Here is a 19995-nt window from a genome sequence, read left to right as displayed (position 1 = left end):
AACCATGGAAAGAAATGTCACGCTGGATTTTATTCGTGGCGTCGCCATCCTGGGTATTCTGCTGCTGAATATCGTCGCCTTCGGCCTGCCAAAGGCGGCGTATATCAATCCCGCCTGGTCCGGCTCCGTTTCCCTGAGCGACGCCTGGACATGGGCCGTGCTCGACCTGTTCGCGCAGGTCAAATTCCTCACCCTATTTGCTTTGCTGTTTGGCGCAGGGCTGCAGATGTTGTTACATCGCGGCAAGCGCTGGATCCAGTCACGCCTGACGCTGCTCGTTCTGCTCGGTTTTATGCACGCTTTGCTGCTGTGGGACGGCGATATTCTGCTGGCCTACGGGCTGGTGGGGCTAATCTGCTGGCGGATGATCCGCGACGCGCCGACGACGAGGCAGCTCTTTAATACCGGGGCGCTGCTTTACCTTATCGGGGTCGGCGTGCTGCTGCTGCTGGGCTTTATATCAGGCAACGCGCCCAACCGTTCCTGGCTACCGGACGCTGCGAACATCCAGTATGAAGCGTTCTGGAAGCTGAACGGCGGCGTGGAGGCCATCAGCAACCGCTCCGACCTGCTTTCTTCGAACCTGCTGGCGCTGGGCGCACAGTACGGCTGGCAGCTGGCAGGCATGATGCTGCTCGGCGGCGCGCTGATGCGCAGCGGCTGGCTGAAAGGGCAGTACAGTTTGCAGCACTATCGCCGCACGGGATTCTGGCTGGTTGCGGTGGGAATGGCGATTAACCTGCCGGGGATTTACGCCCAGTGGCACCTAGACTGGAGCTATCGCTGGTGCGCGTTTATTCTTCAGGCTCCCCGCGAGCTGAGCGCGCCGTTTCAGACGGCTGGCTATGCCGCGCTGGCCTTCGGCTTCTGGCCGTGGCTGTCTAAGCTGCGTCTGGCAGCGGCAATCACCTGCGTTGGCCGCATGGCCCTGTCTAACTATCTGCTGCAAACGCTTATCTGCACGACATTATTCTACCGCTTCGACCTGTTTATGAAGTTCGACCGCCTGCAGCTGCTGGCCCTGGTGCCCGTCGTCTGGGCGGTCAATATTCTCTTCTCCGTCCTGTGGCTGCGCCGCTTCCATCAGGGACCGGTGGAGTGGCTGTGGCGTCAGTTAACCGCACGTGCTGCGGGTGTTTCATTAAAGCCTTCCGCAAGATAATGACTTGCATCACAAAGGTTAACGAATTGTATGTAACCGTTTTCACGAGTGTGATCCTCTTCACGTAAACCCGCCCCGACTCGCTGCCAGAATAGCCACCTTGCCAAATACAGGGTTCCGCTATGAAACCGACACATCATCCGCACGGTGACAACCATGATCACCATCCGTGACGTTGCACGCATTGCCGGTGTTTCCGTGGCGACCGTTTCCCGCGTCCTGAACAACAGCGCGCTGGTCAGCCCGGAGACGCGTGAAAGCGTGATGCGGGCCGTGGCCCAGACCGGCTATCGCCCTAACGCCAACGCCCAGGCGCTTGCTACCCAGGTGAGCGACACCATCGGCGTGGTGGTGATGGATGTTTCCGACCCCTTCTTTGGCGCGCTGGTTAAAGCGGTGGACGTGGTGGCTCAGGAGCACAACAAATATGTGCTGATCGGCAACAGCTACCACCAGGAAGAGAAAGAGCGTCACGCCATTGAGGTGCTTATCCGCCAGCGCTGCAACGCGCTGATTGTGCACGCTAAGGCGCTGAGCGACGAAGAGCTTGCCGAATTCCTTGAGCATATCCCAGGCATGGTGCTGATCAACCGCATCGTGCCGGGCTACGCGCACCGCTGCGTCGGCCTCGACAACGTGAGCGGGGCTTTAATGGCCACTCGCATGCTGTTCAATCAGGGGCATCAGCGCATCGGCTATCTGGCCTCCAGCCACAACATTGAAGATAACGATCAGCGCCGGGAAGGGTGGCTGCGCGGCTTGTCAGAGCAGGGGATTGCGGCTCCGGAAAGCTGGGTTGGCGTGGGGTCGCCGGATATGCAGGGCGGCGAGGCGGCCATGGTTGAGCTGCTCGGGCGCAATCTGCAGCTCAGCGCGGTGTTTTCCTATAACGACAGCATGGCGGCGGGCGCGCTGACGGCGCTGAAAGATAACGGCATTGTCGTGCCGCATCATGTTTCAGTCATCGGCTTCGATGATATTCCCATTGCCCGTTACACGGACCCGCAGCTGACCACCGTACGTTATCCCATCGTTTCAATGGCCCGTCTGGCGACGGAGCTGGCGCTGCAGGGGGCGGCGGGGACCATAGACGCTGCGGCAACGCACTGTTTTATGCCGACGCTGGTGCGTCGTCATTCCGTCTCGCCAAAGCAAATTGTGGGGCCGATCACTCTCTGATTAAAGACTTTGATGTAACCGGTTTCAATCTGTGAGTAAATTCACAGTTAATTAACATAACGCTGTCTATGATGTCAGCGTTTTATAGGCTGAAACTATATGTAACGGTGATTAATCGGTTTCACTATAGGTATCAAGCCAAAAACCAGCCATAAAATGCAGTACAGGATCGTTACAGAACACGGAAGCTTATTTTTTTAGGATAATTTTCGGCATTCAGTAACGTTTTCATAACATTACTGCCCTGCCTGAAGCTCACTCAGAACTACCCTGCAAAAAAACCGGAGATACCATGAATAAGAAGGTTTTGACCCTGTCCGCCGTTATGTCCTGCATGCTGTTTGGCACGGCTGCTCACGCTGCTGATACCCGTATCGGCGTGACCATCTATAAATACGACGATAACTTCATGTCAGTCGTGCGCAAAGCCATTGAGAAAGACGCTAAAGCAAGCCCGGACGTTGAGCTGCTGATGAACGACTCCCAGAACGACCAGTCCAAGCAGAACGATCAGATCGACGTGCTGCTGGCGAAAGGCGTGAAGGCGTTGGCCATCAACCTGGTTGACCCGGCAGCGGCAGGCACGGTCATTGAAAAAGCCCGTGGCCAGAACATCCCGATTGTTTTCTACAACAAAGAACCTTCACGTAAGGCGCTGGATAGCTACGATAAAGCGTACTACGTGGGCACCGACTCTAAAGAGTCCGGTATCATTCAGGGCGACCTGATTGCGAAACATTGGGCGGCAAACCCGGCCTGGGATCTGAACAAAGACGGTCAGATTCAGTTCGTGCTGCTCAAAGGCGAGCCGGGCCACCCGGATGCTGAAGCCCGTACCACCTACGTTATCAAAGAGCTGAACACCAAGGGCCTGAAAACCCAGCAGCTGCAGTTAGATACCGCGATGTGGGACACCGCCCAGGCGAAAGATAAGATGGACGCATGGATGTCCGGCCCGAACGCTAACAAAATCGAAGTGGTTATCGCCAACAACGATGCGATGGCAATGGGCGCGGTAGAAGCGCTGAAAGCACACAACAAATCATCTATTCCGGTCTTCGGCGTGGATGCCCTGCCTGAAGCGCTGGCGCTGGTTAAATCCGGCGCGCTGGCCGGTACCGTGCTGAACGATGCCAACAACCAGGCGAAAGCCACCTTCGATCTGGCGAAAAACCTGGCGGCGGGTAAACCTGCGGCAGAAGGCACGAACTGGAAGATTGAAAACAAGATCGTGCGTATTCCTTACGTCGGCGTTGATAAAGACAACCTGGCGCAGTTCTCAAACAAATAATATAAGTCAGACAGTTCTGCCCGGGCAAACCGCCGCCCGGGCAGGCCTTACGCTCAGCAACACTTTCGCAGCCAGGTATAACTATGGTCAGCAATCAAACAGCGACGCCTGAATTCTTGTTGGAAATGACCAACGTCAACAAGTCTTTCCCCGGCGTTAAGGCACTCGATAATGTCAATTTGAAAGTTCGCCCTCATTCCATTCACGCCTTAATGGGTGAGAACGGGGCGGGTAAATCCACATTATTAAAATGCCTTTTTGGGATCTACAGTAAGGATTCCGGCAGTATTCTTTTTCAGGGACAGGAAGTTAATTTCAACAGCACGAAAGAGGCGCTGGAGAACGGTATTTCCATGGTGCACCAGGAGCTGAACCTGGTCCTGCAACGTACCGTGATGGACAATATGTGGCTGGGGCGTTACCCAACCAAGGGCGTATTTGTCGATCAGGATAAAATGTACCGCGACACAAAAGACATTTTCGACGAGCTGGATATTGATATCGATCCGCGCGCCCGCGTAGGCACGCTTTCCGTATCACAAATGCAGATGATCGAAATTGCCAAGGCGTTTTCCTATAACGCCAAAATCGTCATTATGGATGAGCCAACGTCCTCCCTGACGGAAAAAGAAGTCAACCACCTCTTTAAAATTATCCGTAAATTAAAAGAGCGTGGCTGCGGCATCGTTTATATCTCCCATAAAATGGAAGAGATATTCCAGCTGTGCGATGAAATTACCATTCTGCGTGACGGACAGTGGATCGCCACCCAGCCGCTGGAAGGGCTGGACATGGATAAAATCATCTCCATGATGGTTGGCCGCTCCCTGAACCAGCGCTTCCCGGACAAGTCCAACGTGCCGGGGGAAGTGATTCTGGAGGTGCGTAACCTGACCTCGCTGCGTCAGCCTTCAATCCGCGATGTCTCCTTTGATTTGCATAAAGGAGAAATCCTGGGGATTGCAGGCCTGGTGGGCGCGAAGCGTACCGACATTGTGGAAACGCTGTTTGGTATTCGTGAAAAATCATCCGGCACCATTTTTCTGCACGGCAAAAAAATTAATAACCACAGCGCCAACGAAGCGATTAACCATGGCTTTGCGTTAGTGACCGAAGAGCGCCGCTCTACCGGCATTTATGCTTACCTGGATATCGGCTTTAACTCGCTGATTTCAAATATTCGCAACTATAAAAACAAAATAGGCCTGCTCGATAATAGCCGTATGAAAAGCGATACCCAGTGGGTTATCGACTCCATGCGTGTGAAAACGCCGGGGCACCGCACGTCGATTGGTTCGCTGTCAGGCGGTAACCAGCAGAAAGTTATTATTGGCCGCTGGTTATTAACCCAGCCGGAAATTTTAATGCTGGATGAGCCGACGCGCGGGATCGACGTGGGAGCGAAGTTTGAAATTTACCAGCTGATTGCCGAGCTGGCTAAGAAAGGGAAAGGCATCATCATTATTTCGTCCGAAATGCCGGAGTTGTTAGGGATTACAGACCGTATTCTGGTAATGAGCAATGGCCTCGTTGCGGGAATTGTAGACACTAAAACAACCACGCAGAACGAAATATTACGTCTTGCGTCTGTGCATCTTTGATAATTTAGGGGCTATTGAAAATGAGTGCGTTAAATAAGAAAAGTTTTCTAACTTATCTGAAAGAAGGCGGCATTTATGTCGTTTTGCTGGTGCTGCTGGCGATTATTATTTTCCAGGATCCGACGTTTTTAAGCTTGCTGAACTTAAGTAACATTCTGACCCAGTCTTCGGTGCGTATTATTATCGCGCTGGGCGTGGCGGGCCTGATTGTTACCCAGGGGACCGACCTGTCCGCCGGGCGCCAGGTAGGCCTTGCGGCGGTTATCGCGGCAACGCTTCTGCAGTCGATGGATAACGTCAATAAAGTGTTCCCGGATATGGCGACCATGCCTATTCCGGTGGTGCTGCTGATTGTCTGTGCCGTTGGCGCGATCATTGGCCTGATTAACGGCATTATCATTGCCTACCTGAACGTGACGCCGTTTATCACCACTTTGGGTACGATGATTATCGTTTACGGGATCAACTCCCTGTATTACGACTTCGTGGGGGCGTCGCCGGTATCCGGCTTTGACTCTAACTTCTCGACGTTTACCCAGGGATTCATCGCCCTGGGGACGTTCCGTCTCTCCTACATCACGTTCTACGCGCTGTTTGCGGTGATGTTCGTGTGGGTGCTGTGGAACAAAACTCGCTTTGGCAAAAACATCTTTGCTATCGGCGGCAACCCGGAAGCGGCGAAAGTGTCCGGCGTTAACGTCGGCCTGAACCTGATCATGATCTATGCGCTGTCCGGCGTGTTCTACGCCTTCGGCGGGATGCTGGAAGCGGGGCGTATCGGTTCGGCAACCAACAACCTCGGCTTTATGTACGAGCTGGATGCGATTGCGGCGTGCGTGGTAGGCGGCGTGTCGTTCAGCGGCGGGGTAGGGACGGTTGTCGGCGTGGTGACCGGTGTTATCATCTTCACCGTTATCAACTACGGCCTGACCTATATCGGCGTGAACCCTTACTGGCAGTACATCATCAAGGGCGCGATTATTATCTTCGCGGTTGCCCTGGATTCACTGAAGTACGCTCGTAAGAAGTAAGAAACGAATCCACCCTGCACGTTGTAGGGTGGATAAGCGCAGCGTCATCCACCGCCCCAAACTCGGGTATATGGCGGATGACGCAGGCTTATCCGCCCTACGAAACATCCCCACCTTGCGTTATTTCTTCTCTTTCTTCTGTAGCTCCAGCAGCTGTTCCGGCGTCACTGCCGGGTACGCCTGGGCGTCATCCGGCACTTCATGTAATGCCGGGATCGGGATCAGCGGCCCCAGAAAGCGCGGCTCGCTCTTAAAGATGTACACATCGGCGATAGCCCCCAGCCTGGCGGCAAATTCACGCATGCGCACGGACAGCATATTCTTCGGCGACGGGACGGCGTAGCACTGCGCCTGGATGCCTTCATGCAGGGCAATGAACAGCGCGCGCTCGCAGTGGAAACGCTGGGTAATAATAATGAAGTCGTTGGTGTCGAACACTTTCCTGGTGCGCACAATCGAGTCGAGGGTACGGAAACCGGCGTAATCCAGCACGATATCCGCCGGGTCAACGCCTCCGGCGATCAAATCCCTGCGCATCGTTCTTGGTTCGTTGTAGCTGGACTGCGCGTTATCGCCGCTCAGCAGCAGGTAGTTAACCTTGCCGCTGTTGTAGGCGTTCAGCGCGCCCTGAATACGGTAGAGGTAGTACTGGTTAATGACCCCGGTGCGGTAATACTTGGCGGTGCCGAGCACCACGCCGACCTGGCGATAGGGCAGGTCCTGCAGTTCGTCGTAGACGTAGGGGGAGGTTTTCCAGCTCATCCAGCGGTCGAGGGCAAGCGCAGTCAACGCAGTCAAGCCGATGAGGACTAACAGGCTATAAAACAAGCGCTTCAACATGGACTTACGGACTCGTGGTTTGGATGAAATTTTACTCAAGGCTACTTTACCTGGGGGGGAAGAGCAAGATTAGCGGTTTTGGTTGAGGTAAATTTCAGCAGTGCGGGTGTGGGTACACCCGCAAACAGGACTCAGGCCAGCAGCTGGCGGTCGATATTCTGGCAGCCAAGCGCTTTAAGCGTGGCGACGGTGGCGTCCCACTGCGTCAGTGGCGCATCAGCACGTTCGGCAAGCACCGCGCGCTGGATGTCGCCGTACTCATAGCCTGACAGGCTAAGCAGGTTCAGCGCGGCCTGAAGCGGAGGCAGGGACGGGTTGAACGCCGCGTTTTCCGCGTAGCTGCCGGCGATGATTTTGCCGTCGCGCAGGGCGAGCGCTACGCCAGCAGGCGCTTTGCTGTAAGGCGCATGGCTGCGGTTTGCTGCCCCGATGGCAGCCTGGCTGACTTCATCACCTTCAGCTTTGTACCCGTGGTCCAGATCGTCGAGCAGCAGCGTTTCGATAGCCAGGTCGCGCGGGCCGAAAGAGTCCGGCAAATAGTCGCCAAGGGTGGCGGGCTTGCGGCCGGGCAGGTTGATCTGCAGCTTCACGCCGCTGTTCAGCTCGTTCATAAACTGGCGGCAGTGGCCGCACGGCGTGTAGTTGACGGTAATCGAAGCCAGACCTTTTTCACCGCGCATCCAGGCGTGGGTAATGGCACTTTGCTCGGCGTGGACGGTTTGCTGCATGGTGGCCCCGGCGAACTCCATGTTGGCACCGAAATAGAGGTTGCCGCTCACGCCGCGGGCAACGGCCCCGACGTTAAAACTGGAGATTGCCGCGCGCGCGCAGGCGGCTGCAAGAGGAAGAAGGGCGAAGGCCAGCGCATCATCATCCAGACCGGCCTGGTGCTTTATCGCCTCCACTTCCTGCGCGCTAAACATGGCCGGGAAGTGGTCTTCGGCAAGCAGGGGAAGCAGAGCGGCCTGCAGCGAAGCCGGGAGCTGTGCAAAAGCAGCATCAAAACGAGAACGCATCTATCTGAGCCTCATATCAGGTTATGGAACCGTAGTTTACGGTGCTTATAAGGCTTTATATGTGATCGGTATCTAATTGCAAATGCAACAGATGAAATAAAAACTGAAAATGCGCGATCTCTCGCAAGTTTTAACCAAAGAGCGACACGATCACCGGCAGCAGGAACGGCGCGAGCAGCGAGGTAATGATCCCGCAGATGACCAGCGCCAGCGAGCTGAACGCCCCTTCCTGGAAATCCATCTCCACGCAGCGGGCGGTGCCCAGCGCGTGCGCCGAACTGCCGATGGCCAGCCCGCGTGAGGCTTTGGTTTTGATGCGCATGATATTCAGCAGCGTATGGCCCAGCACGGCGCCAAGAATGCCGACGTAGATAACGCAGACGGCGCTAATCGCCGGTACGCCGCCGATGCTGCCGCCAACGGCCATAGCGATCGGGGTGGTGACGGACTTAGGCAGGATAGAGGCGGCGATCTGCACGGGCGCACCCATCATCAGCGCAATGCTCGTCCCGGTAATCATCGCCACCAGGCTGCCAATAAAGCAGATGGTGATAATAGATTTCCAGCGCGCGCGGATCTGGTGGAGCTGCTCATAGAGCGGGAAGGCCAGCGCCACGACCGCGGGCTGCAGCAGATCGTTAAGCACCTTCGACCCCTGGAAATAATGCTCGTAGGGAATGCCGGTGAGCATCAGGAAGGGGATGAGGATGGCCATGCTGACCAGCAGCGGATTGAGCAGCGGTGTAGGGAAGCGAACCGCCAGCTTGCGCGCGCCGTAAAACACGATCAGGGTTAACGGCAGGGACCACCAGATATAATGAATCATTTTTGATCGCCCTCCGCTTCACCTATCACTTTGCGTTCGCCGTGCACCAGATGGGAACTCCAGCTCACGATCACTAAGACCAGCAGCGTGCTCACCGTACAGGAGACGATAATCGGCGCGAACTCCGCGCGCAGCACGTCGAAATACTGCATAACGCCAACCCCGATGGGCACGAACAGCAGCACCATATAACGAATAAACAGATGGCAGCCGGGCTTGACCCATTTTGCGGGAAGGATCTGTAAGGAGAGCAGCACAAACAGAATCAGCATGCCAAGAATGCTGCCGGGAATGGCAATCGGCAGCACGGAGGAGAGGGCGATACCGGCATATAAGCACAGGTAAATCAGAATAAACGATCTCAGAAACTGCCAGATTACGGTGAGCGAGTTACGCATGGAGATGACCCCTTAAGAAACGCATTCATCATACAATTAAATCTAAAATTGTGCTACCGATCACATCATGACTTATGAGCATACCAAATATTCCCGAAAGTAAGGTTCCGGGATGCCTGACCGCAGGCAATAAAAAAGCGACCCGAAGGTCGCCTTTAACGGTTTGCGCAGGCTGGATAAGCGTCAGCGTCATCCAACATACTAAAGCGTCGTTTAGTTCAGACGCACCGGCATACCGGAACGGTTCTGAATCGCCTGGTCCACAACGTTAGTGTCTACGTCAGGCTGGGCGGTGATCGCGGTTACGTTATCTTTCAGCGTAATTGGCACGATTTCACCGGAGTTGAACTGCGCCTCGGTAGTCGACAGCGGGTTATGCACCTCAATGTAACGGGTGCCGTCCGGCTCTACGGTTGCTTTAACAGGTTCATCAATGAACTGCACGCGAGTACCGACCGGTACATTCTCGAACAGGAACTTGATGTCTTCGTTACGCAGGCGCACGCAGCCGTGGCTCACGCGCAGGCCGATACCGAAGTTGGCATTGGTGCCGTGAATAGCATACAGGCGACCGATATACAGCGCGTACAGGCCCATAGGGTTGTCCGGGCCGGCTGGCACAACGGCTGGCAGTGGCGTACCCGCCGCTGCGTATTCCGCGTGCATTTTAGCGGTAGGCGTCCAGGTCGGGCCTGCTTTCTTACGTTCTACTTTCGTGGTCCAGCTGATTGGGGTGTCTTTACCCAGCTGGCCGATACCGATTGGCAGCACGATGACCGTGTTGGTGCCTTTCGGGTAGTAGTAGAGGCGCATTTCAGCACTGTTGATAACGATACCCTCATGAACGGTATCCGGCAGGATCAGCTGCTGAGGTATGTTCAGGATGGTGCCGCCTTTCGGCAGATAAGGGTCAACGCCCGGGTTGGCTTCCAGCATGTTAGACAGGCCCATCTGGTACTGCGCCGCGAACTCTTCAAGCGGCGCGGTGCTACCTTCAGGGATGGTAATCACCTGGTTTTGACCCACCAGACGGCTGCCATCGGTAGGCAGAGGATAAGTCACGGCAGAGGCTGTTTTGCAGAAAGACACCGCAGCCACAAATGCCAGTAAAATTGTGCGTATTTTCATATTCATGTGTGCGTAGTATTTATGGCCAGACAGGCTAGTTAGTTGAGTATCAGGTACGGTTCAGCCGCGCATTATATGTGCATTCCATCAGTCTGGGAAATCAGATGTGGCTGAAATCACATTTTTTTCATATCGATTAAACTATAGACAGCGTACAAGCAACGCGATCCACGCCCGCACTTATGGCATAATGTGGCAGATATCACAAATTACACACCTCATTTATCAGGACATCTCTGTGCTAGTTTCCAGTAACGTCACTATGCAGTTCGGCAGTAAGCCGCTGTTTGAAAACATCTCCGTCAAATTTGGCGGCGGCAATCGCTACGGCCTGATTGGCGCTAACGGTAGCGGTAAGTCCACCTTTATGAAGATCCTCGGTGGCGATCTCGACCCAACCGTGGGTAACGTCTCTCTCGATCCTAACGAGCGCATCGGTAAGCTGCGCCAGGATCAGTTCGCCTTTGAGAAATTTACCGTGCTCGATACGGTGATCATGGGCCACGCCGAACTCTGGGAAGTAAAAGAAGAGCGCGACCGCATTTATGCGCTGCCGGAGATGAGCGAGGAAGACGGCTACCGGGTGGCCGATCTGGAATCCAGATACGGCGAAATGGACGGTTACACCGCCGAAGCGCGTGCTGGCGAATTACTGCTGGGCGTCGGCATTCCGGTTGAGCAACATTACGGCCCGATGAGCGAAGTCGCACCGGGCTGGAAGCTGCGTGTGCTGCTGGCGCAGGCGCTGTTCTCTAATCCGGACATTCTGCTGCTCGATGAACCGACGAACAACCTCGACATCGACACTATTCGCTGGCTGGAAACCGTGCTCAACGAGCGCAACAGCACCATGATCATCATTTCCCACGACCGCCACTTCCTGAACATGGTTTGTACCCACATGGCGGATCTGGACTACGGCGAGCTGCGCGTTTATCCGGGCAACTACGATGAATACATGACGGCAGCAACCCAGGCTCGCGAGCGCCTGCTGTCCGATAACGCGAAGAAAAAGGCGCAGATTGCCGACCTGCAATCCTTCGTCAGCCGCTTCAGCGCGAACGCATCAAAATCCCGCCAGGCTACCTCTCGCGCCCGTCAGATTGACAAAATCAAGCTTGATGAAGTGAAGGCCTCCAGCCGTCAGAACCCGTTCATCCGCTTCGAGCAGGACAAGAAGCTGTTCCGTAACGCGCTGGAAGTGGAAGGGCTGGCTAAAGGCTTCGACGAAGGCCCGCTGTTCAAAGGCGTTAACATGCTGCTGGAAGTAGGCGAGAAGCTTGCGGTGCTGGGCACCAACGGCGTGGGTAAAACGACCTTCCTGAAGACTCTGGTGAGCGAACTGACCCCGGATGCCGGAACGGTTAAATGGTCCGAGAACGTGCAGATCGGTTACTACGCGCAGGATCACGAATACGAATTCGAAAACGACCTGACCGTGTTTGACTGGATGAGCCAGTGGAAGCAGGAAGGCGATGACGAGCAGGCCGTGCGCAGCATTCTTGGCCGTCTGCTGTTCAGCCAGGACGACATCAAAAAGCCTGCTAAGGTGCTGTCCGGCGGTGAGAAGGGCCGCATGCTGTTCGGCAAGCTGATGATGGAGCGTCCGAACGTGCTGGTCATGGATGAACCTACAAACCACCTGGATATGGAATCCATCGAGTCGCTGAACATGGCGCTGGAAATGTATCCCGGCACGCTGATATTCGTCTCCCACGACCGTGAGTTCGTCAGCTCCCTGGCTACCCGCGTCGTCGAAATCACCCCAGAGCGCGTTATCGACTTTACCGGTGGGTATGAAGATTACCTGCGCAGTAAAGGTATTGACGGCTAAGCAGCAGCCCTGATCCCTGCTTTAATGAATCTCCTCCACGTCACGTGGCGGAGATTTTTTTCGTTTTGGGCTTGTCTGAACATGATTTTTAAACTAAAGCTCCTTACTTCATAAAATGCATTCTCATTTTTCAAAGGTTAAAGCTTAGTTATATCCTGCTCACTATTTTTTAATTACCGCGTCTTATTGCTGGCAATTAAGATTATGCCAAATAATTATCAAGAATTATCCGGTCAATAATGGGCGTAATCTGCTCATGTCGCGGTGCTCTGTTCGTGTGGGGGCTATTGATCTGTCGTCAGGTGAACGCTATTCTCGCTGCGTTTTACAGATGTTATGTATTGTCTTACTTGTTCTTGCCGGCGAGATTAATAATGTCTAAGGCAATCGGAGAACGGTAGCGCACGAGGTAATATCTGTAGGCAGGAATGCAAAAATTTTGAGCTCAATTATAAGGGAATTATGATGAAAAAATTAAATATGACAGAAGCGGCGGCGGTTGTGGGTGGTACTTCTTGCATCGATTCTTATGAACTGGCGATTGTAGCAGGCCAGCAAGGCTGTTATGCAGTTAAAACCTGTACCGATAAAACAGGTAAGGTTTACAAGAAATACGATGCTGCAGCTGTAAATTTCTGTAAGCAGGCGGGCTAACCCAACCGGATTATCTTTTCTACGGGTGTTTTTTATAAGCACCCGTTTATTAATTTCTGTATTTCAAAAAGTATTATTCCCCGGCAATTAATATACTCGTTATACCCTTGGTTGTCCCCGGTGATTCAGGATGAATAACATGCTTAAAACGCGCCTGTCTATTATATTTTATTCTCTTTTCCTTATTATTGTATCGGCACTGATAACTACCGGTTATTTTCACCTGTTCGTATTTGGCAGCGCTGTTGAAGATCAAGAACAAGTTCTTAAAAAAATCCCTGAGGCGCAGGTTGCTGGCAGCCCAATAAAAGAAGAAAACACAATCGTTGAAATAATCTCATATGGTTGCCATTACTGTGCGGTAAGTGAAAAGGATATTTCGCGGTTCGAACAGCAGCTGCCACCAACGGCAAAGTTGATTCGCCTGCATTTCAGTACGCCGGCTCTTAGCGGGCTGGCCAGTTATGCCTCCGTATTTGCCACGCTGAGCGTGATGGGGATTGAGGCGCAGTATCGTGGACAGGCTTATAAAGCCATTCTGGAAGAAAATATTAATCTGGCAGACGAAACGCAGCTTGAGAAGTGGCTGCTACAAAACGGTATCGATCGATTGGCATATCTTAAAGCGAGCCAGTCGCCCGAACGCGAGGCTATGCTGACCTATATGACTGAGGTCAGCCAATACTATGGCATCAATGCCACGCCAACTTTTATCGTCGGGAAAAAATGGCTCGCTCAGCAGGAGGGTGACTTTCCAACTTTCTCTAAGCAGCTGATGTCACTCCTCCAGCATGATAAGCCCCTGGATCGGTAATGCGCTATTTCATCGTGTGGCTCTATCTGGCCTGGTGCAATGCCGCTGATGCCGGAGCGCAGCGTATAGCAAAAGTCTGGCAGGTCCGCCGTATGCTGGCCTGCCTGCTGCTGCGTCATTTCCATTACCGCGTTTTGTTCAGGCTGGCGCGTGTTATCTACCGCTTGCCCTTTATCGATCCACATTTAAAAGCCCGGGCGTGCGTCGCTACGGCCAATAAGCGTTCGCTGCTCGCCCATGATGAAACGCTGGATTATGTCGGGTTTACGCTGCGGCGCAAGGTGCTGGAGCTGGGGGTCATGTGGGGGCAAAACCGTCAGGCCCTGGCCGAGCTGGCCGCATGCCGTCAGCAGCTTGATGAGGTTGTCGCCCCTCTGCATGAATCCGGTACTCCCGTTATTCTCGCTCCGCTGCATATGGTGTCGGATGTGTTAGTGGCGATGGTTGGCGCGGGCGTAACGCCCGGCAAAACTACCGTCATTGTCTCCTCAAGAGCTGATGAGTATCAGCAGCAGACGCGTGCGCTTGGTGGCATAGATTTGGATTATTGCTCCATTCACGATGATAACCGGGAAATCGCCGGTAACCTGATGAGCGCCGTCATGGAGGCGGCAGAAAACCGCCGCAACATCATGATTTATCCGGATATCACGCCTGATTTTACCGTCAATGCCAGCCATGACTCCACGGCCAAGCTGCCCTGCCGCCTGTTTGAGCGTCCCGCCAATCTGCACAGCGGTATTTTGCGCGTGGCGAGAATGCTTGGTGCTCAGGTTGTTTTTTATCACCTGTACCACGACGGAAAGCTAAAGCTGCATATTGAGCCGCCCGTTCCGGCGAGGAAGCTAAAAACGTTGCTGCCAGAAATCATTGAGAAAGCCATTCGTCAGCACCCGGACGACTGGATGCTCTGGCACGCTCACTCACTCTATTTCATTAATGAATAAAGGGAGTTACTCATTATCATGGAAAAGATTATCCCCACCCAGGTGTTCCAGGGTGAAACCAACGAATGTGGACTGGCCTGTATCGCCATGCTGGCCGAGACGCAGGGCATTGACGTCACGCTGACAGCTCTGCGTGAGCGCTTCCCCGCGTCCCAGCACGGTATGTCCCTGGTCAATCTCTATGACATCCTCAATGAGCTTGCCATACCAGCCTACCCGATTTCTTTTGAACACGGCGAGCTGGCTTCTCTGCCGCTGCCCGCCATTCTGCACTACGGGGCCAACCATTACGTACTTCTGGCCTATCGGCAAGGGAACTATGTTTGCGTAATGAATCCCGCTATCGGCCAGCAGCTTTTGCCGGTAGAAGCGCTGAAGCTGGAGATAAGCGGCTTCGCGCTGGTGCTGGATACGGAAACCCAGCCGGATGAAGATGCCGTGCGTCGCGTGGCAAAAAGTAAACGTCTCAGCGCGCTGGCGTGCCTGAGTTTAAAAGAAACGGCGAGTCAGCCGGGTATTTACAGGCTGATGGCGCTGGCCTTTCTGATCTCATTAACGCTGTTTATCATGCCGATGATGGTTGGCAGCGCCATCAACGATGTTTATTCCAGCGCGAAGCCGCAGGCGTTTCCCTGGCTGATGTACCTGCTGGCTTTTGCCGCATCGACCAGCCTGGCTCTCATCGTGCGCATCGTCACCGAGCGCTATATCAAGCGATTTGCTCTGTCCCGCAGCGTCGCGGGATTTTCCCGACTGCTCAGCAATTCGTTAAATTTCTTCGATAAGCGTGCGCCGGGGGAAATTTTCAGCCGCTTCGCCAGCTGGCAGATTGCCGCCACCCAGAAGATTGAGCTGGATAACGGGCTGCGAACGGACTGGATTGTGGGGGCTATCGCGCTGGGCGTGATGTGCTATATGAGCCCGCTGCTGGCAATGGTCTCGGCAATCGGGGTGATGCTGATGGGGATGGTCAGCGTCTGGGCTATCTATCGTGACCGTTTTTATACGCAGCAGCTGCAGGCGCTTGGCGCTGCGCAAAACGAATTCATTCTTGAATCCATCCAGGGCTTTTCTACAATCCGATCCGCCGGGCTTGGAAGCATCCGCAAGACGGCCTTCGCGCTTCACGCACAGGCTTTTTTCACCAGCTTTCAGAATCAGAAAATTTATGAACAGGGCAAAAGCAGCGTCTATCAGCTGATTAGCAGCCTGGAAATGGTGTTCTTTATGCTGCTGGCGCTGCCGCTGCTGCAAAGCGGCAGGCTGAGCATGGGGGAGTTTTTTGCCTATAGCTTCGTCAGGGAAATATTCACCGGTTATATCACGCGCATTTTTTTTGCGATTTTGCAAAAGAACCAGCTGCACGTGATTGATACCCGGGCGCGGGATCTCTTCCCGACGAATGAGCCGGGCGGAAAGCAGGCTGGCATGCACTATCCAAAAATTTGCTTCGCCCGGGGAATGAGCTATCGCCACCTTGTTTTCGCCTGGGAGGCTGCGCGTCCCGTGCTGCATGGTATTACGCTCGACATAAAGCCGGGGGAGAAGATCGCTATCGTCGGGGAGTCTGGTGCAGGAAAAAGCACCCTGCTGAAGGTTATGGCGGGGCTTTTACCCTGCCAGCAGGGTGAAATGGTTATTGATGGGCAGGTCGCTTCCTGTGAACAGCTTCAGCGCCTGCTCTTCCTGCAAAGCCAGGAAGACATCCTGTTTAACGGCTCGGTACTGCAGAATATCACGCTGTTCGACGGGCAAGTTGATGAAGGCAGGCTGAGCCGTATTGATAAATCTCTTGAGGGCTTACAGCTGGCGTCGGTCATTGCTGCTTTACCCGGTGGCAAGAGCGCGTTAATCCGTGAGAGCCATGCGGCGCTCTCTCTGGGTCAGCGTCAGCGCCTGCTGCTGGCCCGCGCCATGTACAGCGATCGCCCGATTCTTATGCTCGATGAGCCCACCGCTAATCTTGACGAAGAAACCGCACGGCAGGTTATCGAAACTCTGCTTGCCCACTGCAGGGAATACGGCAAGACCCTGATTATTGTCACGCACGGAGAAAATGCATTACCGCTGTTTGATAAGGTGTACCACATGAAGGAGGGACACCTGAAGCTGGCTAATAGCGGCGCGGCCTCCCCTGAACTGGCCGAAGCGTTTTGAAATGCTGGCTATAAGGATCGGCAAACACAGCAGAAGGGCGATTGCGGCGGGCGCCGGGATATTGTTAATCCTGGCCGGTTACGGTGTCTGGCTCGCCGCCTCTTCGGACGGTGGGGAGCCGCTGCTGAACGTCGGCGAAGCGGTAACGCGTGGCACTATCGAAAGCACCGTGCTGGCAACCGGTATTCTTAAACCCGCGGTGCAGGTGAATATCGGTGCCCAGGTAAACGGGCAGCTCAAACGTCTGTACGTCAAACCGGGTGACCGAGTAAAGCGCGGGCAGCTGCTGGCATCGATAGATCCTACGCTTCAGGAAAATGAGCTGCGCAAATCCGAGGCTGAACTGAAAAGCGCGCAGGCGCAGAAAGAGGCCTCACGGGCGCTGCTCCGCCAGTATCTGCTGGAGCTGAAACGCCAGCGCAGGATGGCCCGGGACGGCGCAGCGGTGCAGAGCGATGTTGAAAAGGCGCAGGCGCAGTATGAGACGCAGACCGCTCAGCTGCGGGTGAACGACGCGCAAATCGTGCAGGCAGAGATGGCGCTTGAAACCTCAAAAGCGAATCTGGGCTACACCCAAATTCTCGCCCCGATGGATGGAGAAGTGCTGGGCATCGTCACCAAAGAGGGGCAGACGGTTGTCTCTTCGCAGACCGCGCCCACCATTCTGGTGCTGGCGGATATCGACACCATGACCGTGCACACGCGCATTTCGGAAACGGACATTCTTAAAGTCCGACCGGGGCAGCCGCTGTGGTTTTACGTCGTCTCCGATCCTGAACAGCGGTATCAAAGCGTAATGGGATCGCTGCAGGAGGCCCCGGACGAGGCGCTGCAAACCGAAAGCCAGAGCGCCAGCGCCCAGCAGGCGTCGGCGGTTTACTACAACGGCATCTTCTCAATCGGCAACGCGGACCGTCGTCTGCGTACCTCAATGACCGCGCAGGTCTTCATCATCACCGCCCGTGCGGAAAATGCGCTGCGGGTGCCGATGAACGCCCTTGGCAGGCAGCAGGATAAAGATCGTTACCAGGTGCAGGTTCAGCAGGGCGGCAGGGTGACCGAGCGCTGGGTAAAAATAGGCGTCAACGATCGTCAGTATGCTGAAGTGCTGGAGGGGCTGAAGGAGGGCGAACGGGTAATAGCGGTGCAGAAGGAGGATGTAAATGCCTGATTCTGACGTGCTGATTGGCCTTACGGCCGTCTCAAAATGCTTTGTTTCGGGTACGGAAAGCGCCGTGGTGCTGAAAGATATCTCCCTGACCATCCGCCGTGGAGAAATGGTGGCAATCGTTGGCGCCTCCGGCTCGGGCAAATCCACGCTGATGAATATCATCGGCTGTCTGGACAAGCCGACCACGGGAGAGATGCGCATCAACGGCCTGGCAATCCGGCACGCCAGCGATGACGAGCTGGCCCGGCTGCGCAGCCGCCATCTTGGCTTTATCTTCCAGCGCTATCATCTGATGCCCTATCTCAGCGCGACGGAAAACGTGACTATCCCCGCTTTGTATACCGCAATGTCTCCCGCAGAGCGTAAAAGACGCGCGGAGTATTTACTGCAGCGCCTGGGCATGCAGCCCCGTATGAATTACAAACCGGCCCAGCTCTCAGGCGGACAGCAGCAGCGCGTGAGTATTGCGCGTGCCTTAATGAACGGCGCGGAAATTATTCTGGCCGACGAACCAACGGGCGCGCTGGATCGCGGCAGCGGGCAGGAAGTCATGGGGATCCTGCACGCGCTGCACCAGGCCGGGCACACCATCATTATTGTTACGCACGATCGTGATGTTGCAGACCAGGCGCAGCGCATCATTGAAATCAGCGATGGTTCAATCGTGAACGACTGTTCCAACAATAGCCATCAGGATCCGACGGCGTCTCCTGCGATGCCGGCTGCTCGGACAACCGGTCGGGCACCGTTCTGGCGCAGCATTAAAGAGGCGATGCTGATGGCGTGGCGGGCGCTATTGGGGCACCGGATACGGGCGTTTCTTTCCATGCTGGGGATTATTATTGGCATTGCTTCAGTGGTTTCGTCGATAGCAGTAGGCGAGGGTGCCCGTCAGCAAATACTCAAAGAAATAAGTGCGTTAGGCACATCAACGCTTGAGATTCGTCCCGGTCTGGGATGGGACAAACCTCGTCCGGATTTTGAACGCTCCCTCAGGCTTGAAGATCTGTCCCTGCTCGCTAAGGCGCCTTATGTCGATAGCCTTTCCCCGACGGTCAAAAAATTTTCCCGAGTCATTCACGGCGGTAAAGAGGTCATGGTGTCGATAACGGGGGTAAGCGACGCTTTCTTCCGGGTTCAGGGGCTTGATTTCCAGGCGGGCTACGGCTTCACCCAGCGCGATCTGGATCGGCACGAAGCCGTGGTTATTCTCGACGCCGAACTGGCGAAAACATTGTTTACATCGGTACATCGGGCCGTTGGCGAGATCGTGCAAATAGCTGGCGTGCCGTTTCGCGTGGGAGGAGTTGCAAAACCAAAAGGCGCTAGATCCAGCGGTGGCATGCCTGCTGCCTGGCTGCCCTATACCTCACTGCTGGTACGCATGTCAGGAGAAATGCCGCTGGAGGCCATCCTGCTTCGGGTTAAAGACGGTTTTCCTTTAGTTGAGGCGCAGCGAGATGCAGAGCAGCGCCTCGAACTGCAGCACGGTCGGCGTGACTTCTTCATTGTTAGCGACGATGAGATGACCCGCGCCGTCGAGAAAGCGTCCGCTTCGATGCGCCTGCTGATTACGGCTATCGCCGGGATTTCTCTGCTGGTGGGGGGCGTTGGGGTAATGAACATCATGCTGGTATCCGTGACCGAGCGCACGCATGAAATCGGCATACGCCTCTCCGTGGGTGCCCGGCCCGGCGACATCATGCGGCAATTTCTGGTAGAGGCCGTCGTTATCTGCACGCTCGGCGGGCTGACCGGCATTGGCGGGTCGATCCTGGCCGGGGAAATTTTTTCCTGGCTAACAAGCGAATTTACCATGGTCTTTACCTGGCCGCCGATTGTGCTGGCCTCTGGCTTCTCGGCGCTTATTGGCCTGGGTTTTGGCTTTTTCCCGGCACGCAATGCCGCCCGCCTTAACCCAACCCAGGCGCTGGCCCGGGAATGAA

Annotated in this window: 17 protein-coding genes; 12 read left to right on the top strand and 5 right to left on the bottom strand. The window is 54.9% G+C overall.

The window, feature by feature from the left end; translation table 11 throughout:
* The first annotated feature begins 4 nt into the window (after window positions 1-4).
* The 5 genes from yeiB (at window position 5) to mglC (ending at window position 6264) form a co-directional block, all read left to right on the top strand.
* Entirely contained in the window at window positions 5-1162 is a 1158-nt protein-coding gene (gene yeiB / locus AAE045_RS12395) for a DUF418 domain-containing protein YeiB (protein ID WP_455547990.1), read from the top strand.
* A 156-nt stretch (window positions 1163-1318) separates the two neighbouring features.
* Window positions 1319-2341 carry an HTH-type transcriptional regulator GalS gene (gene galS, locus AAE045_RS12390; protein ID WP_455547989.1) on the top strand — a complete coding sequence of 341 codons (1023 nt, stop codon included), beginning with the start codon at window positions 1319-1321 and terminating at the stop codon, window positions 2339-2341.
* A gap of 292 nt (window positions 2342-2633) precedes the next feature.
* Window positions 2634-3632, top strand: coding sequence for a galactose ABC transporter substrate-binding protein (gene mglB, locus AAE045_RS12385; protein WP_455425155.1), 999 nt, complete (start codon window positions 2634-2636; stop codon window positions 3630-3632).
* Between the two features lie 83 nt (window positions 3633-3715).
* On the top strand, window positions 3716-5233 hold the full coding sequence (gene mglA / locus AAE045_RS12380; protein WP_455425154.1) for a galactose/methyl galactoside ABC transporter ATP-binding protein MglA: 1518 nt from the start codon (window positions 3716-3718) through the stop codon (window positions 5231-5233).
* A gap of 20 nt (window positions 5234-5253) precedes the next feature.
* Window positions 5254-6264 (top strand): galactose/methyl galactoside ABC transporter permease MglC, encoded by a 1011-nt coding sequence (mglC, locus tag AAE045_RS12375; protein WP_202302906.1) that lies wholly within the window; start codon window positions 5254-5256, stop codon window positions 6262-6264.
* A gap of 120 nt (window positions 6265-6384) precedes the next feature.
* Here the strand turns inward: mglC and sanA are convergent, their stop codons facing one another.
* From sanA to ldtB, 5 genes are all read right to left on the bottom strand, one after another.
* Window positions 6385-7104 (bottom strand): outer membrane permeability protein SanA, encoded by a 720-nt coding sequence (sanA, locus tag AAE045_RS12370; RefSeq protein WP_455547988.1) that lies wholly within the window; start codon window positions 7102-7104, stop codon window positions 6385-6387.
* A gap of 131 nt (window positions 7105-7235) precedes the next feature.
* A complete protein-coding gene (gene cdd / locus AAE045_RS12365; protein ID WP_455547987.1) occupies window positions 7236-8120 on the bottom strand; it encodes a cytidine deaminase in 885 nt (294 codons plus the stop codon).
* 130 nt (window positions 8121-8250) lie between these two features.
* Entirely contained in the window at window positions 8251-8946 is a 696-nt protein-coding gene (locus AAE045_RS12360; protein ID WP_455547986.1) for a CidB/LrgB family autolysis modulator, read from the bottom strand.
* Window positions 8943-9344: a CidA/LrgA family protein gene (locus AAE045_RS12355; protein ID WP_455547985.1), complete on the bottom strand. Its 402-nt coding sequence runs from the start codon at window positions 9342-9344 to the stop codon at window positions 8943-8945. Before AAE045_RS12355 ends, AAE045_RS12360 begins: the two co-directional genes overlap by 4 nt.
* 213 nt (window positions 9345-9557) lie before the next feature.
* Window positions 9558-10478 carry a L,D-transpeptidase gene (gene ldtB, locus AAE045_RS12350; RefSeq protein WP_455547984.1) on the bottom strand — a complete coding sequence of 307 codons (921 nt, stop codon included), beginning with the start codon at window positions 10476-10478 and terminating at the stop codon, window positions 9558-9560.
* Between the two features lie 232 nt (window positions 10479-10710).
* On the opposite strand from ldtB, the gene AAE045_RS12345 reads away from it, so the two are divergent.
* From AAE045_RS12345 to AAE045_RS12315, 7 genes are all read left to right on the top strand, one after another.
* Window positions 10711-12306: an ABC-F family ATPase gene (locus AAE045_RS12345; RefSeq protein WP_455547983.1), complete on the top strand. Its 1596-nt coding sequence runs from the start codon at window positions 10711-10713 to the stop codon at window positions 12304-12306.
* Between the two features lie 465 nt (window positions 12307-12771).
* On the top strand, window positions 12772-12960 hold the full coding sequence (locus tag AAE045_RS12340) for a DUF4762 family protein (protein WP_455547982.1): 189 nt from the start codon (window positions 12772-12774) through the stop codon (window positions 12958-12960).
* A 139-nt stretch (window positions 12961-13099) separates the two neighbouring features.
* Window positions 13100-13774, top strand: coding sequence for a DsbA family protein (locus AAE045_RS12335; protein ID WP_455547981.1), 675 nt, complete (start codon window positions 13100-13102; stop codon window positions 13772-13774).
* On the top strand, window positions 13774-14721 hold the full coding sequence (locus tag AAE045_RS12330; protein ID WP_455547980.1) for an ABC transporter: 948 nt from the start codon (window positions 13774-13776) through the stop codon (window positions 14719-14721). Before AAE045_RS12335 ends, AAE045_RS12330 begins: the two co-directional genes overlap by 1 nt.
* An 18-nt stretch (window positions 14722-14739) precedes the next feature.
* Window positions 14740-16878 (top strand): peptidase domain-containing ABC transporter, encoded by a 2139-nt coding sequence (locus AAE045_RS12325; protein ID WP_455547979.1) that lies wholly within the window; start codon window positions 14740-14742, stop codon window positions 16876-16878.
* A gap of 1 nt (window position 16879) precedes the next feature.
* Window positions 16880-18049: an efflux RND transporter periplasmic adaptor subunit gene (locus tag AAE045_RS12320; RefSeq protein ID WP_455547978.1), complete on the top strand. Its 1170-nt coding sequence runs from the start codon at window positions 16880-16882 to the stop codon at window positions 18047-18049.
* Window positions 18042-19994: an ABC transporter permease gene (locus AAE045_RS12315; RefSeq protein WP_455547977.1), complete on the top strand. Its 1953-nt coding sequence runs from the start codon at window positions 18042-18044 to the stop codon at window positions 19992-19994. The genes AAE045_RS12320 and AAE045_RS12315 overlap by 8 nt, the downstream gene beginning before the upstream one ends.
* The last annotated feature ends 1 nt before the right edge of the window (window position 19995 follow it).

The sequence above is a fragment of the Dryocola clanedunensis genome (genome assembly GCF_038405435.1).
Lineage (GTDB): Bacteria > Pseudomonadota > Gammaproteobacteria > Enterobacterales > Enterobacteriaceae > Dryocola > Dryocola clanedunensis_A.
The sequence above is the reverse complement of the archived record's forward strand: the minus strand, read 5'-3'. Positions and strand labels throughout refer to the sequence as shown.